12 protein-coding genes and 1 riboswitch are annotated in these 14,398 nt (G+C 71.6%); of the genes, 6 read left to right on the forward strand and 6 right to left on the reverse strand.

The genetic code is table 11. The annotated features are described in order from the left end of the window. Positions 1-41 precede the first annotated feature (41 nt). The 3 genes from B4N89_RS28720 to gcvP all read left to right on the forward strand — a co-directional run bounded on the left by B4N89_RS28720 (position 42) and on the right by gcvP (position 5,509). Positions 42-728 carry a SanA/YdcF family protein gene (locus B4N89_RS28720; protein WP_078978670.1) on the forward strand — a complete coding sequence of 229 codons (687 nt, stop codon included), beginning with the start codon at positions 42-44 and terminating at the stop codon, positions 726-728. Between the two features lie 85 nt (positions 729-813). Beyond that, on the forward strand, positions 814-2,220 hold the full coding sequence (locus B4N89_RS28725; protein WP_201260925.1) for a DNA polymerase IV: 1,407 nt from the start codon (positions 814-816) through the stop codon (positions 2,218-2,220). A gap of 71 nt (positions 2,221-2,291) precedes the next feature. Next, a riboswitch (glycine riboswitch) is annotated at positions 2,292-2,388 on the forward strand. Positions 2,389-2,587: 199 nt separating this feature from the next. After that, complete coding sequence (gene gcvP / locus B4N89_RS28730) at positions 2,588-5,509, forward strand: aminomethyl-transferring glycine dehydrogenase (protein ID WP_235618832.1); 2,922 nt, start codon at positions 2,588-2,590, stop codon at positions 5,507-5,509. A 35-nt stretch (positions 5,510-5,544) separates the two neighbouring features. On the opposite strand, the gene B4N89_RS28735 is transcribed toward gcvP, so the two are convergent. The 6 genes from B4N89_RS28735 to B4N89_RS28760 all read right to left on the reverse strand — a co-directional run bounded on the left by B4N89_RS28735 (position 5,545) and on the right by B4N89_RS28760 (position 10,886). Next, positions 5,545-6,144 carry a TetR/AcrR family transcriptional regulator gene (locus B4N89_RS28735; RefSeq protein ID WP_078978672.1) on the reverse strand — a complete coding sequence of 200 codons (600 nt, stop codon included), beginning with the start codon at positions 6,142-6,144 and terminating at the stop codon, positions 5,545-5,547. A 159-nt stretch (positions 6,145-6,303) separates the two neighbouring features. After that, positions 6,304-6,504 (reverse strand): DUF5999 family protein, encoded by a 201-nt coding sequence (locus tag B4N89_RS28740; RefSeq protein WP_078978673.1) that lies wholly within the window; start codon positions 6,502-6,504, stop codon positions 6,304-6,306. 152 nt (positions 6,505-6,656) lie between these two features. Beyond that, the gene (locus B4N89_RS28745) at positions 6,657-7,172 is read right to left on the reverse strand and encodes a hypothetical protein (RefSeq protein WP_143658121.1); all 516 of its coding nucleotides are present in this window, start codon (positions 7,170-7,172) and stop codon (positions 6,657-6,659) included. Between the two features lie 276 nt (positions 7,173-7,448). Continuing rightward, complete coding sequence (locus B4N89_RS28750) at positions 7,449-8,435, reverse strand: hemolysin family protein (RefSeq protein WP_078978675.1); 987 nt, start codon at positions 8,433-8,435, stop codon at positions 7,449-7,451. Further along, entirely contained in the window at positions 8,435-9,775 is a 1,341-nt protein-coding gene (locus tag B4N89_RS28755; protein ID WP_078978676.1) for a hemolysin family protein, read from the reverse strand. The genes B4N89_RS28750 and B4N89_RS28755 overlap by 1 nt, the downstream gene beginning before the upstream one ends. A 328-nt stretch (positions 9,776-10,103) precedes the next feature. Continuing rightward, positions 10,104-10,886: a polysaccharide deacetylase family protein gene (locus B4N89_RS28760; protein ID WP_235618833.1), complete on the reverse strand. Its 783-nt coding sequence runs from the start codon at positions 10,884-10,886 to the stop codon at positions 10,104-10,106. Between the two features lie 352 nt (positions 10,887-11,238). On the opposite strand from B4N89_RS28760, the gene B4N89_RS28765 reads away from it, so the two are divergent. The 3 genes from B4N89_RS28765 (at position 11,239) to B4N89_RS28775 (ending at position 14,318) form a co-directional block, all read left to right on the forward strand. Next, positions 11,239-12,717, forward strand: a complete 1,479-nt coding sequence (locus tag B4N89_RS28765) for a glutamate--cysteine ligase (protein ID WP_078978677.1) — start codon at positions 11,239-11,241, stop codon at positions 12,715-12,717. 28 nt (positions 12,718-12,745) lie between these two features. Then, a complete protein-coding gene (locus B4N89_RS28770) occupies positions 12,746-13,549 on the forward strand; it encodes a CPBP family intramembrane glutamic endopeptidase (protein WP_078978678.1) in 804 nt (267 codons plus the stop codon). Positions 13,550-13,739: 190 nt separating this feature from the next. Next, positions 13,740-14,318, forward strand: coding sequence for a hypothetical protein (locus B4N89_RS28775; protein WP_078978679.1), 579 nt, complete (start codon positions 13,740-13,742; stop codon positions 14,316-14,318). Positions 14,319-14,398 lie beyond the last annotated feature (80 nt).

Consider the following 14,398-nt stretch of genomic DNA (forward strand, 5'->3'; position numbering starts at 1 on the left):
ACACCGCCGACGGGAACCGGTGCGCGGGGCCGGACGTCCACATGGATGTGCCCATTCGTCGCCCCACCCTGCCCCGCTCACGCCGTGCCCAGCGGCGCGGCTATCAGGCCGTGGTCCTGCTCACGGTGGCCGGACTGGCCCCGGTGACGGGGCTGCATCTGTACGCCGGGGACCGGGTGCGCTCGGTGCAGCGGGTGCCCGCGCGCGACGTCACGATGGTGCTCGGCGCGGGTGTGCGGGGGGATCGGCCGTCGGAACTGCTGGCCCGCCGACTCGACGTGGCGCTGCGGCTGTACCGCTCCGGCAAGACCCGGGTGATCCTGGTCAGCGGCGACGGCGGCGGCAACCGCCACGACGAGACCAAGGTGATGCGTCGCTACCTCGTCGAGCGCGGCGTCCCGGACAAACGTGTCGTGAGCGACGACTCGGGATTCTCCACCTGGGAGTCCTGCGCCCGGGCGAAGCGGATCTTCGGCGTCGAGCGGATGATCGTGGTCACGCAGAGCTTCCATCTGCGCCGTGCGCTGGCGTTGTGCAAGGCCGCCGGCATCGATGCCTACGGTGTTCCGGACCGATCCCTGACATGGGGCCACATCGGGCCCACCGTGTACGGAACCGGTCGCGAGGTGCTCGCCGCGATCAAGGCGACCGGAACGATCGTGTTCAAGCCGGACCCCCGCGTGACCGCCCGCCCCAGCGACGCGATCCGGCGCGCCCTGGCGGACTGACCGCCGGCCGCCCGGCCGCCCGAGACGGCGCGCCCGAACGAGCGTTCACCGGGCATGTCGGACCGATGCGTCAGAATTGCGCGGTGTGAGACAGGCGCCGGGCATCCTCCACCTCGACATGGACGCGTTCTACGCGTCGGTCGAGCAGGTCGCCAAGCCCAGCCTGGCCGGCAAGGCGGTGATCGTGGGCGGCATCGGGGCCCGAGGTGTGGTGGCCACCGCCTCCTACGAGGCCAGGGTCTTCGGCGTCCGCTCCGCGATGTCCATCGGCGAGGCCCGTCGGCGCTGCCCCAACGCCGCCTTCCTCAGCCCCCGCTTCGGCCTCTACCGGCAGGTCAGCGACACCGTGATGGAGCTGCTGCACCGGTTGTCCCCACTGGTCGAACCGCTCAGCCTGGACGAGGCGTTCATCGACCTGGACGCGGGCCCGCACGGCGGCGCCCTGGACACCGCCCGGGTCACCGAGATCGCCGTGCGCCTGCGCGCCGACATACACGCCGCCACCGGCCTGACCTGCTCGGTCGGCGCGGCCACCTCGAAGCTGCTGGCCAAGATCGCCTCCGAGGCGGACAAGCCCGACGGGTTGTGCGTGGTGGTGCCCGGCACCGAGCGGGCGATGCTCGATCCGCTTCCGGTGCGCGCGCTGCCCGGGGTCGGACCGGCCACCGGTGACGTGCTGCGCCGGGCCGGCCTGGACACCGTCGCCGAACTGGCCGCGGTGGACGAGAGCGAACTGGTCCGCCTGCTGGGCCAGGCGCACGGACACGGCCTGTACGTACTGGCCGCGGGCCTGGACGCGCGCCCGGTGGTGGCCGACCGCGACGCCAAGTCGGTGTCGGTCGAGGACACCTTCGCCACCGACCTGGTCGACCGCGAGCGGATCACCCGGGAACTGGACCGCCTCTCGATCCGCTGCGTGGAGCGGCTGCGCGCGGCCGGCCGCTCCGGTCGCACCATCGTGTTGAAGCTGCGCCGCTACGACTTCAGCACGCTCACCCGCTCGGAGACGCTGCGCGGCCCCACCGACGACCCGGGCGTGGTGCGCGAGACGATCCGCCGGTTGGCCGCCCAGGTGGACGTCACCGGCGGGGTGCGGCTGCTCGGGGTGGGCGTCAGCGGCCTGGCCGACTTCGCCCAGCAGGACCTGTTCGGCGCCGCCGACGCGCCGGCACAGGAGCCGGCGGAGGACGACGACGCGGAGCCGACGGGGGAGGAGCCCGCCGAGGCCGGCCCCGGGCGGGTCTCCTGGTCCCCCGGGCAGGACGTGGTCCACGAGGACTTCGGCCCCGGCTGGGTCCAGGGCAGCGGCGTCGGGCGCGTCACGGTGCGCTTCGAGGTCCCGGGCGGAAAACCCGGCCGGGTGCGCACCTTCGCCCTCGCCGACCCGGCGCTGCGACCGGGGGAGCCGCTGCCCCTGCCGGGCACGGGCGGCGACCGGGGCGACCGGCCGGCCGGTCCCGGCGACCTCGGTCCGCCGGACCCGCCGACCTGACAACCCCCGCACCTCCGGCCTGGCGTCCCGTCCGTACCCGATGCCACGCTGATACCGTTGAAGCCGCCCATTACGTTCGCGCGGGAGAGTCCTCGTGTCGTCCGCACGAGGCGCCGAAGGAGCAACTCCTCCCCGGAATCTCTCAGGCACCCGTACCGCGTGGTCGTGGGCACTCTGGAAAGCAGGATCCGCACGTGGCTCGCCGAGTCGGGTCGGATCCTCGCCGACGGTGCAAATCGCGTTCGTGGGACCGGCCCCGCCGGTGTTCCGGGCGGGGTGAAGCTCTCAGGTACCGATGACAGAGGGGGAGGCCGGTGGGCGCGCGACCCGCGTGTCCGTCCAGGAGCGATCCAGGAGGCCTTTCGCGATGACACCGCGCACCCCTGCCCCGACGCGTGCTCACGCCGTACTCCCCTCCGGCCCCGGCTCGTTGACCGGCCTGGAGGCCGCGTCGCCGTTCACCGGCCGGCACATCGGTCCGGACACCGACGAACAGGCGAAGATGCTCGCCGCCATCGGCTACGGGTCCCTGGACGAGCTGACCGACGCGGCGGTGCCGGCCGCGATCCGCGCGCTCGCGGGCTTCGAGTTGCCGGCCGCGCGCACCGAGGCCGAGGTGCTGGCCGAACTGCGCGAGCTGGCCTCCCGCAACACCGTGCTGACCTCGATGATCGGGCTCGGCTACCACGGCACCTTCACCCCGCCGGTGATCACCCGCAACGTGCTGGAGAACCCGGCCTGGTACACCGCCTACACGCCCTACCAGCCGGAGATCTCCCAGGGCCGGCTGGAGGCGCTGCTCAACTTCCAGACCGTGGTCACCGACCTGACCGGCCTGGACGTGGCCGGCGCCTCGCTGCTGGACGAGTCCACCGCCGCCGCCGAGGCGATGACGCTGGCCCGCCGGGCCGGGCGGGCCAAGAGCGACGTGTTCGTCGTGGACACGGCCACGCTGCCGCAGACCGTCGCCGTGGTGCGCACGCGCGCGCGGGCGCTGGGCATCGAGGTCGTGGTCGCCGACACCGCCGACGGACTGCCCGAAGGCGGCTGCTTCGGGGTACTGCTCCAATACCCGGGCACCGACGGTCTGGTCCGCGACCTGACCCCGGTGATCGAGGCCGCGCACGCGCAGGGCGCCCTGGTGGCGGTCGCCGCCGACCTGCTCGCGCTCACCGTGCTGCGCGCGCCCGGCGCGATGGGCGCCGACATCGCGGTCGGCACCACCCAGCGGTTCGGGGTGCCGATGGCCTTCGGCGGCCCGCACGCGGGCTACCTGGCGGTCCGCGAGAAGCTCACCCGCAGCATGCCGGGCCGTCTGGTGGGGGTGTCGGTGGACGCCGACGGCGCGCCCGCGTACCGGCTCGCGCTGCAGACGCGCGAGCAGCACATCCGCCGGGAGAAGGCGACCAGCAACATCTGCACCGCACAGGTGCTGCTCGCGGTGATGGCCGGGATGTACGCCGTCTACCACGGGCCGGACGGGCTCGCCTCGATCGCGCGCCGCACGCACCGCTACGCGGCCGTGCTGGCGGGCGGGCTGCGGGCCGGCGGCGTCGAGGTGGTGCACGGCGACTTCTTCGACACGGTCACCGCCCGGGTGCCGGGCCGGGCCGAGCAGGTGCTCGCGGCGGCCCGCGCGGCCGGCGTCAACCTGCGGCCGGTGGACGCGGACCACGTGGCGATCACGTGTGACGAGACCACGCTGCGGGCGCACGTCGAGGCGGTCTGGGGCGCGTTCGGGGTGAGCGGCGACGTGGCCGCGCTCGACGCGGAGACCGCCGACACGCTGCCCTCGGGGCTGCTGCGCGACACCGAGTTCCTGACCCACCCGGTCTTCCACACGCACCGCTCCGAGACCGACATGCTGCGCTACCTGCGTCGGCTCGCGGACAAGGACTACGCGCTCGACCGGGGCATGATCCCGCTCGGCTCGTGCACGATGAAGCTCAACGCCACGGTCGAGATGGAGCCGATCACCTGGCCGGAGTTCGCGAACATGCACCCCTTCGCGCCGGTCGACCAGGCGGCGGGCTACCTGGAGTTGATCGACGGGCTGGCCGACTCGCTGGCCCGGATCACCGGCTACGCCAAGGTCTCGCTCCAGCCCAACGCCGGCTCCCAGGGCGAACTCGCCGGGCTGCTCGCGGTCCGCGCGTACCACCACGCCAACGGCGACACCGCGCGCGACGTGTGCCTGATCCCCTCCTCCGCGCACGGCACCAACGCGGCCAGCGCGGTGATGGCGGGGATGCGCGTGGTGGTGGTCAAGACCGGTGCGAACGGCGACGTGGACCTGGCCGACCTGCACGCGAAGATCGAGCAGTACCGGGACACCCTCGCGGTGCTGATGGTGACCTACCCGTCCACGCACGGCGTGTTCGAGGAGGGCATCGAGCAGGTGTGCGCGGCGATCCACGAGGCCGGCGGCCAGGTGTACGTGGACGGCGCGAACCTGAACGCGCTGGTCGGACTGGCCCAGCCCGGCGGCGCCATCGGCGCCGACGTGTCGCACCTGAACCTGCACAAGACCTTCTGCATCCCGCACGGCGGCGGCGGCCCGGGCGTCGGCCCGGTCGCGGTGCGCGCGCACCTGGCGCCGTACCTGCCCAACCACCCGCTCCAGCCCACCGCGGGCCCGGAGACGGGCGTGGGACCGATCTCGGCGGCCCCGTGGGGCTCCGCGGCGATCCTGCCGATCCCGTGGACCTACCTGCGCCTGATGGGCCCGGAGGGGCTCAAGGAGGCCACCCAGGTGGCCGTGCTCGGCGCCAACTACATCGCCAAGCGGCTCACGCCGCACTTCCCGGTGCTCTACACCGGCCCGAACGACCTGGTCGCCCACGAGTGCATCATCGACCTGCGCGGGATCACCAAGGCCACCGGCGTCAGCGTGGACGACGTGGCCAAGCGGCTGATCGACTACGGGTTCCACGCGCCGACGATGTCCTTCCCGGTGCCCGGCACACTGATGATCGAGCCGACCGAGAGCGAGAACCTGCACGAGATCGACCGGTTCTGCGACGCGATGATCGCGATCAAGGGCGAGATCGACCGGGTCGCCTCGGGCGAGCTGCCGGCCGACGACAACCCGCTGGCGAACGCTCCGCACACCGCCGCATTGCTGGCCGGCGAGTGGGCGCACGCCTACACGCGCGAGGAGGCGGTCTTCCCCGCCGGGGTGGTGCCGGCCGAGAAGTACTGGCCGCCGGTGCGCCGGATCGACGGCGCCCAGGGCGACCGCAACCTGGTCTGCTCGTGCCCGCCGGTCGAGGCGTACGGCGCCAACTGAGCCGCAGGCCCGCGCGGCCCGTCCCCGAGCACCGCTCAGGGGCGGGCCGCGCCGTGTGTCAGCAGGCGCGCCACCGACGCGGCGAAGCCGGGCTTCGTGGCCAGGTCGCTGCCCAGGACGCCGAACATCAGCGCGCCGCTGAGCGATTCGAACAACAGATCCGCGTCCAGGTCCGGCCGGGCCTGGCCACGCGCGATCGCGTCCGCGACGAAGGCCCGGAAGATCGCCCGGACCGGATCCATCCGGGCCACGAGCAGATCCTTCAGCTCGGGCTGGTCGCGGTACTCGGCGAGCAGCCCGGGCACCGCCGCCGCGGTCTCCGGGCGCCGGAAGGAGTCGAGCGCGGCCTCGGCGAAGCGCGACACGCCGGTGGCGAAGTCCTCGTGCGGCAGCGGCCGGAAGCTCATCTCGCGGGCCGGGTACACCGCCTCGTGCACCAGGTGCGCCTTCGAGGGCCAGCGGCGGTACACGGTGGGCCTGGTCACCCCCGCACGGCGGGCGACCGCGTCGATGCTGACCCGGTTGTACCCCTGCTCCGCGACCAGTTCGCGGGCCGCGGCCAGGATCGACTCGTCGGTGCGCGGGTCACGCGGGCGGCCGGGCCGAGGGGTGTCGCCAGTGTCGCCAATGCCCATGGGGACAAAACTCCGAGTCGTCGCGCGTAGCCGGTGCCGCTCGGACTGTATCGGGACCCCGGGCCGCCGCTGCGATTCGCCGCCGGACCGGGTTCCGGGCAGACGAGAGCCGGAGGTCGTTCCGAGGGACCTCCGGCTCGTCAGGGCCGTGCGAACGGTTCAGGCCGCCGAAACCAACCCCACCCGGGGTCGGTGCGGGGCGATGGTGCGTCCGTCCGGCAGCAGTTCGCCCGTGTCCTCGAACAGGACGACGCCGTTGCACAGCAGGCTCCATCCCTGTTCGAAATGAGCGGCCACAACGGCGGCGGCCTCACGATCGGGGCTGTCCGCCGGGGGGCAATGCGGTCGGTGCTGGCACATCCTCGTACCTTCTCTGTCTGCGCGGAGCGCGCCGGGCCCCATTGCCCGGCAGATCACAGTCTCCGCCTTGAAACCGCCTCGCGCAGGACTTATCGCGGTTCTCACCCGACTGCGCCCAAGATGTGACCACACGTGTGAACGGCGGGGTGTGATCAGCTGTCCGCAGCCCCCACGGCGGCCGGCCGGCGGGTACGCGCGGCCAGGACCTCGGCCAGTTCGGCCGCGGTGTATCCGCGCAGCGCCTGCACCCCGCACGGCGCCGGGGCGAGCGGGATGAGCAGGTCGACACCGCCCGCCTCGTCCGCCAGCCACAGCGCGACCATGTACATCCCGGGGACGTTCAGCAGGCGCGCCTCGTCGCGGCGCAGCATGGTCTGCGGCAGTGCGCGGGCCGCTGCGGCGGCGGGCGCGGTGGCGACGGTGAACGGGCCCTCGACGAATCGGCCGACGCCGTGGCCGGTCGGACCGGTGCGGACCTCGATGCCGCCGACGACCGTGTCCCCGGACCACAGGAGCCAGCGCCAACCCACCTGCCGAGCGCTGCGGACACCGCGCTCGGAGACCAGGTCCAGCAGGTCGATCTCGAAGACGCGGTGCGGGAATCCGGCCGTGAGCGCGGCTTGCTCGGTGCGGCAGTCGGCGGGAAGCGATTCACGGGAATCGAGCACGGCTCGCGCCGCTCGTCGGGCCGATTCGGGAGCCTCGGGCACACGCAGGACCATGAGACCGCCTCATTTCGATGCAGAGTCCAAGAAACCCGGAAAATCCGGGGAGGGGAAAGCGGCGCTGTGCTGTGGGGAACCGGGTATCCGACCGGGGGACGACCCGGCGGCGTTCAGAGGGACCCGGCAGGGCCGGTCAGCGCATTGTACCGAAACGGCTGCGAAAAGTAACGGTGTATTGCGAACTGACACCCGTTTGAAGACCTTTTGGAACAGTCTCGATCAGGGGAAAAGCGAGGACATCACGTCGTCGAGGGTGACCAGGCCCAGTGGCGCGGAGTCCGGCGCCAGCACCAGGGCCAGGTGGGTGCGGGAGCCGCGCATGCGGGCCAACAGGCCGGTCAGCGCGGTGTCCGGGGTGACGGTGACAAGCGGATAGACCGGTACCGAAGCATCCGTTTCGGGCGCCAGCACGTCGAGGACGTGGACGTAGCCCTCGGGGCGCCCGGCCGGGTCCAGAACGGGGAAGCGGGACAGACCGGTGCGCACCGCGACCTCTTCGAGGGCGGCCGCCGACACCGGCGCGGGCAGCGCCACCACGTCGGACCACGGGTGCAGCACCTCGCCGGCCGTGCCGGAGTGCAGCGCGAGCGCGCCGGCGAGCCGGTCGTGTTCGTCCACGTCCAGCAGGTCGTGCTCGCGCGACTCGGCGAGCAGCGCCGGAAGTTCCTCGGCGGTGTACACGCTGCGCACCTCGTCCACCTGCCGCACCCCGAAGACGCGCAGGCAGAGGTTGGCGATGTGGTTGAACAACCACAGGATCGGCGCGGTCACCCGGGCGAACACCAACAGCGGCGGGGTCAGCCACATCGCGCACTCCTCGGGCCCGGCCAGCGCGATGTTCTTGGGCACCATCTCGCCGAGCACCATGTGGCAGAACACCACCACGGCCAGGCCCACCACGAAGGCGATCGGATGCACCGCGCCGGCGGGCAGGCCCAGCGCCTCGATCGGGGTGCCGAGCAGGTGTGCGAGCGCGGGCTCGGCCACCGCGCCCAGGCCGAGCGAGGCCACCGTGATGCCGAGTTGGGCGGCGGCGAGCATGGTGGACAGCCGGCCCATCGCGGTGAGCACCATCGTCGCCCGGCGCGAGCCGGCCTCGGCCCGGGGCGCGATCCGGGTGCGGCGGGCGGAGATCACCGAGAACTCGGCGCCGACGAAGAACGCGTTGGCCGCGAGCAGGACCAGCGACAGCAGCAGGTCGCCCATCACTCGTCGATCTCCGTCCGCAGTTCCACCTCGTCGATCCGGTGGCGGTCCATCCGGACCACGGTGAGCCGCCGGCCGGCCACGACCACGTGGTCGCCCACCTGCGGCAGCCGGCCCAGCTCGGCCAGGACCAGGCCGGCCAGCGTGTTGTAGTCGCCGACCGGCATGCGCCAGCCGGCGGCCTCCTCGACCTCGTCGGCGCGCAGCAGGCCGGACAGGCGCAGCACGTGGGTGCTCGGGGGGCGCTGCGGCGGCGCGTCCGGCTCGTCCGCCGGGTCGTGTTCGTCGGCGAGGTCGCCGACCAGTTCCTCGGCCAGGTCCTCGGCGGTCAGGATGCCGGCGGTGCCGCCGTACTCGTCGACCACGACGGCCAGCTGGGTGCGACCCTCGCGCAGGCGCTCGACGGCGCGTTGGAGGTCGAGCGAGGTGGGCACCAGGACCGGGGCACGGGCGATCCGGGTGAGCGGGGTGTGCGGGCGCTCCGCGGCGGGCACGCGCAGCGCGTCGCGGACCACGGCCACGCCGACGATCTCGTCCAGGTCCTGGCCGCGCACCGGGATCCGGCTGTGGCCGCACGCGCGGGCGGTGTCGAGGAGTTCGGTCACCGACGCGGTCGCGGGCAGGGTGACCAGTTCGGTGCGGGGGGTCATCGCCTCGGCGGCCTGCTTGCCGGCGAAGCGCAGGGCGCGGTTCAGGATCCGGGCGGTGCCGACGGGCAGCGCGCCGGCGCGGGCCGAATGCCGGACCAGTTGGGCCAGTTCGTCGGGGGAGCGGGCCGAGCCGAGTTCCTCCTGCGGCTCGATCCCGAGCCTTCGCACCAGGGCGTTGGCGGAGCCGTTGAGGAAGACGATCAGCGGGCGGCAGAGCCGGGAGAAGCCGATCTGGAACGGACCGGCGACGCGGGCGACGCCCAGGGGGCGGGCGATCGCGGCGTTCTTGGGCACGAGTTCGCCGAGCACCATCTGCAAGGCGGAGGCCAGCACGAGGGCGGCGAACCTCGGGAGGCGGAACGCGGCCTCGGCGAGGTAGCCGGCGATCAGCGAGGTCAGCGTGATGCCGAGTTGGGCGCCGGAGAGTTGGAAGGACAGGGTGCGCAGGCCGTGGAGTACGCGACGGGCGCCGCGGTCGCCGGCTTCGGCTCGGGCGGCGACGTCGCTGCGCTCGACGGTGACGAGGGAGAACTCGGCGGCGACGAACATGCCGTTGCCGGCGATGAGGACGAGGAGGAGGCCGATGGCGAGGGGGGTGTCGATGGGGGCCTCCGGGGGGGAGCGAGCGGCGCCGCTTGCGCCCGTGCGCTCGTGCCCGGTGGGCGCGGGAGTATGCGTTCGGCCGCCCATCCGGGGGCCTTGTCCTCAAGCGCCGGACGGGCTGGGTGGGTTGCCCCGGGTGGGGAGGCTGCGGTTGTGGGTTGCTTTGTCCTCAAGCGCCGGACGGGCTGGATTTGGTGGTGTTGTGCTGGGAGGCTGCGGTTTGGTGGGGCTTTGTCCTCAAGCGCCGGACGGGCTGGGTGGGTTGCGCCGGACGGGCTGGGGTTGGTGGTGTTGTGCGGGGAGGCTGCGGTTTGGTGGGGCTTTGTCCTCAAGCGCCGGACGGGCTGGGTGGGTTGCGCCGGATGGGCTGGGTGGGTTGCCCCGGGTGGGGTTTTGGGCTTGGGGGGCGGCTTGGTTATGGGGTTACGAAGGTGTAGCCGTTGGACTTTAGTTCGGGGATTATTTGTTCGAGCATTGTCATGGTTTGGCTGCGTTCGCCGCCGCCGTCGTGGCACAGGATGATGCCTCGGGGGCCGAGTTGGCCGTGGACGTTCTGGAGCATTTTGGGGACGCCGGCCTTCTGCCAGTCGTTGGTGTCCACCGTCCAGTGCAGTGAGCCCATGCCCAGTGACGCGGCGGTCTGGCGCACCTCCTCGGACCAGTTGCCGCCCGGAGCGCGGAACCAGCGCACGGGCGTTCCGGGGGAGGCCTTGTGGATCCACTCCAGCGTCTCCTGCATCTGGCCGTGCATCTCCTGCGGCGTGCGCTTCTTCAGGTTGATGTCGTGCGTCATGCTGTGGTTGCACAACGTGTGGCCGGCCGCGACCACCTTGCGGACCAGGTCCGGGTGGTCCTTGGCCTGTTGGCCGACCATGCAGAAGGTGGCCTTGACGTCGTTGCGGGCGAGGATCGACAGGGCCTTGTCGGTCCACTCCGGCCACGGCCCGTCGTCCAGGGTCAGGGCGACCACCTTGCCCTCGCCCTTGACCTTGCTCACCAAAGTGGCGTCCGCCGGCGGCTGCTGCGCGGCCGGCGGCGTGGCCGGCTCCTGCGCGTTCGGGCTGCCCGGTTGCAGCGGTGCCTGTATCTCCTTGGGCGCGTCGCCGGCCCTGGGCGAGGCCGCCGCCGACCAGCGGCCGTCGCCGGCGACATTCCACACGAGTGCGCCACAGACGAGGATCGCGATGACCGTGACCACTGCCTGGAATCGCAGACCCTGTATCGGCAGTGCCCGAATCAACCCCCGCACGACAACCCCCAAAAAGATCTCGCTTCGGCGCCTTGGGAAGAGGCCACCCTAGGTGATCGCCGACAAGGCTTGAAGATCCACCACCGGATGCTTCCTCGATGTGATCAGTGACGTGGTTGTCGGCCTCGTGGTTCCCCTGTGTTTCGTCACGGTCGATCGGTAATGTTCCCAATGTCGGCCCGATGCATCGGTTGGGGGGAACGTCGGCGGGAACGTTCGGCACGTCCCGATCCGACAGGTACCGGATTGCGACCACTCGACCGGCTCCCTACCGGAGCCGGGTTCCTGGGGAGGGGCATTCATGGGCGAAAAGGTCGAGGTCACCGAGTTCGGCAGGTCCGATCGGCAGCGCTACCGGCACAAATTGCGTCGATGTCTGGAAACGCTCCAGCGCATGCTCGACGAGAACCGGTTCGAGAGCGCTCGAAAGCTCATGGGTGTCGAGATCGAACTCAACCTGGCCGATGCCGCCGGCCGGCCCCGGATGAGCAATGCCGAAGTACTGCGGCGGATAGCCAGCCCCGATTTCCAGACGGAACTGGGCCTGTTCAACATCGAGGTCAACATTCCGCCGCACCGGCTGACCGGACCGGTGTTCTCCGAATTGGTGGAGGAACTGCGCACGAGTCTGGACTACGCGGATCGCAAGGCCGCCGAACTCGACGCGCGGATCGTGATGATCGGAATTCTGCCGACCCTCACCGACGCGCACATGGCGTTCGAGACGATATCCGACAACGCGCGCTACACGCTGCTCAACGACCAGATCCTGAACGCCCGGGGCGAGGACATCCGGCTGCGCATCGACGGCGTCGAGCGGCTGGACACCACCTCCACCACGATCGTCTCCGAGGCCGCGTGCACGTCCGTGCAGTTCCACCTCCAGGTCACGCCGCGCAATTTCGCCCCGCTGTGGAACGCGGCGCAGTCGATCACCGGAGTGCAGTGCGGCATCGGCGCGAACTCGCCGTTCCTGTTCGGTCGCGAGTTGTGGTGCGAGACCCGGCCGATCCTGTTCGAGCAGGCGTGCGACACCCGGCCGGAGGAATTGATCGCGCAGGGTGTCCGGCCGCTGACGTGGTTCGGCGAACGCTGGATCGATTCGGTGGTCGACCTGTTCGAGGAGAACCTGCGGTATTTCCCGTCGCTGTTGCCGATCTGCGACGACGAGGATCCGATCGAGGCGCTGGATCGGGGCGACGTGCCGCATCTGCGCGAGCTCAAGCTGCACAACGGCACCATCTACCGGTGGAACCGCCCGGTCTACGACGTCGCACGCGGGAAACCGCATCTGCGGGTGGAGAACCGGGTGTTGCCGGCCGGACCGACCGTGGTCGACATCATGGCCAACGCGGCGTTCTACTACGGCCTGGTGCGCTCGCTGGTGGACGACGACCACCCGGTGTGGGAGCGGATGCCGTTCGAGGTGGCCACCGGCAACTTCCACGCGGGCGCCCGCTTCGGCATCGACGCCGAGTTGAACTGGCCCGGACACGGCACCGTTCCGGTTACCCGACTGGTCCTGGACGACCTGCTGCCGCGCGCGTACGAGGGGCTGGACCGGTGGGGCATCGACCCGCGCGAGCGGGACGAGTACCTGGGCATCATCGAGCAGCGCTGCCTCCTGCGGGTCAACGGGGCCGGCTGGCAGAGCGCGCAGTACCACCACTACCGCGACGCCAAGGGCATGGACCGACTGGAGGCGTTGCGCGCGATGACCCTGCGCTATGCCGAGCACATGCGCGGCGGTGACCCGGTGCACACGTGGCCCGTGGGCTGACGACGGGCTTGTCCGCGCTCGATACCGTGTGCCTGTGATCACCGAGCCCGCGTCCGAGACCGTCGAGACGCCCACCCAGCCCCGGCGCCGCGTGCTGCGCTCCGAGGTGGTGCTGGTGCTGGCCCTGTCCCTGGGGGCGTCCGGGGTCTCCTCGCTGATCTCCTTCCTGGGTTCGCTGACCGCGCCGGGCGGGCTCGGCCACAAGGCCGCGGTGTTGAACGGCTCGCGCGCGGTGGATCGGCCCTGGTTGGACCTGGCCTGGCAACTGTTCGGGATCGCCACCGCGCTGGTGCCGGTCTTCCTGGTCGCGCACCTGCTGATGCGCGAGGGCTCCTCGCTGCGCGTACTCGGGGTGGACCGCACCCGCCCGTGGTGGGACCTGGGGCGCGGGACGGCGGTCGCGGCGGCGATCGGCGGATCCGGCCTGGCGCTGTACCTGGGCGCGCACGCGGCCGGGGCCAACCTGACCGTGGTGCCCACCACGCTGCCCGACGTGTGGTGGCGGATCCCGGTCCTGGTCCTGTCCGCGATCCAGAACGCGGCCCTCGAGGAGGTGATCGTCCTCGGCTATCTGCTGCGCCGGCTCGACCAGTTGCGGGTGCCGTGGATCAAGGCGGTGGTGATCGGCTCGGTCGTGCGCGGCTCCTATCACCTGTACCAGGGCATCGGCGGGTTCTTCGGCAACGTGGTGATGGGCGTGCTGTTCTGCCTGCTCTACCGGCGCTGGGGACGGGTGATGCCGCTGCTCGTGGCGCACGCGCTGATCGACATCGTGGCGTTCGTGGGCTACGTGCTGCTGGCCGGCCGGGTGGACTGGCTGCCGACGGCGTAGCGGCGGGGTCGGCCCGACTCCGGGGTCGTGCGGGGTTGTCGTGGCCGGTCGCGACGATCGATTTGTGGACTCATGGGTACGTCTTGGGGGCGCCGTTGGTGTCTGATGGGCATTGTGGGCAGACCTCCATCGAGCGGGGTTCGCCGGCGGACAGGCGCATATCGGGCGACGCGGGGACGCAGGGGGTCGTATGGACAACCGGAGGCGGGCGGAGTTCTTCTCCACACCGAACCCCATCGGCGGGCCGCCGCGCGGGCGGTTCGGGCTGAACGCGCTGAGTCGACACCCGGTCCGGATCCTGATGGTGGCCGGCGGACTGATCCTGCTGGTGATCGTCTTCTTCGTGGCGCTGCTCACGGTGGACGGCGGCGGGTCGGGCGACAAGAAGAAGTCGGTGGACGCGACCGGCGGCAAGAGTTCGTCGGCCTCGCCGAGTCCGGGCAAGTCCGGTACGGGCAAGGCCACGACCGGGCCCGGGCAGAGCGCGGCGGGGCCCAAGCCGGGCTCGGTCGCGGCCACCGTGCACACCGGCGGCTGGCTGGTGATGTACAAGGGCACGTCGTACCAGTCGGACAAGGTCGTGCAGATCAAGACCGGCACCGAGGTGCGCGCGAACTGCCATGCGGAGGGCTCGATCGCCTACTACGCGGGCTCCTCCAGCAAGACGTGGGCGCAGATCGACGTGGAGGGCAGGACCGGGTTCGTGCCCGCGATATTCCTGGACACCGGCGGCGACGTGAGCAAACAGATACCCGCCTGCACGAGTTGAGCGCTCGCGCACGCCTCGGAACGCACTCCATCGGGTCGGTCGGATCACCGGCGTACGGCGGGCGGGCGGACCGGGATCGA

This window comes from Embleya scabrispora (assembly GCF_002024165.1).
Lineage (GTDB): Bacteria > Actinomycetota > Actinomycetes > Streptomycetales > Streptomycetaceae > Embleya > Embleya scabrispora_A.

Coding starts and splice junctions, on each gene's coding strand:
- B4N89_RS28765 (WP_078978677.1), top strand. CDS start 11,239: ATGGGCGAAAAGGTCGAGGTCACCGAGTTCGGCAGGTCCGATCGGCAG.
- B4N89_RS28750 (WP_078978675.1), bottom strand. CDS start 8,435: ATGGGCGACCTGCTGCTGTCGCTGGTCCTGCTCGCGGCCAACGCGTTC.
- B4N89_RS28720 (WP_078978670.1), top strand. CDS start 42: ATGGATGTGCCCATTCGTCGCCCCACCCTGCCCCGCTCACGCCGTGCC.
- B4N89_RS28735 (WP_078978672.1), bottom strand. CDS start 6,144: ATGGGCATTGGCGACACTGGCGACACCCCTCGGCCCGGCCGCCCGCGT.
- gcvP (WP_235618832.1), top strand. CDS start 2,588: ATGACACCGCGCACCCCTGCCCCGACGCGTGCTCACGCCGTACTCCCC.
- B4N89_RS28755 (WP_078978676.1), bottom strand. CDS start 9,775: ATGGGCGGCCGAACGCATACTCCCGCGCCCACCGGGCACGAGCGCACG.
- B4N89_RS28740 (WP_078978673.1), bottom strand. CDS start 6,504: ATGTGCCAGCACCGACCGCATTGCCCCCCGGCGGACAGCCCCGATCGT.
- B4N89_RS28775 (WP_078978679.1), top strand. CDS start 13,740: ATGGACAACCGGAGGCGGGCGGAGTTCTTCTCCACACCGAACCCCATC.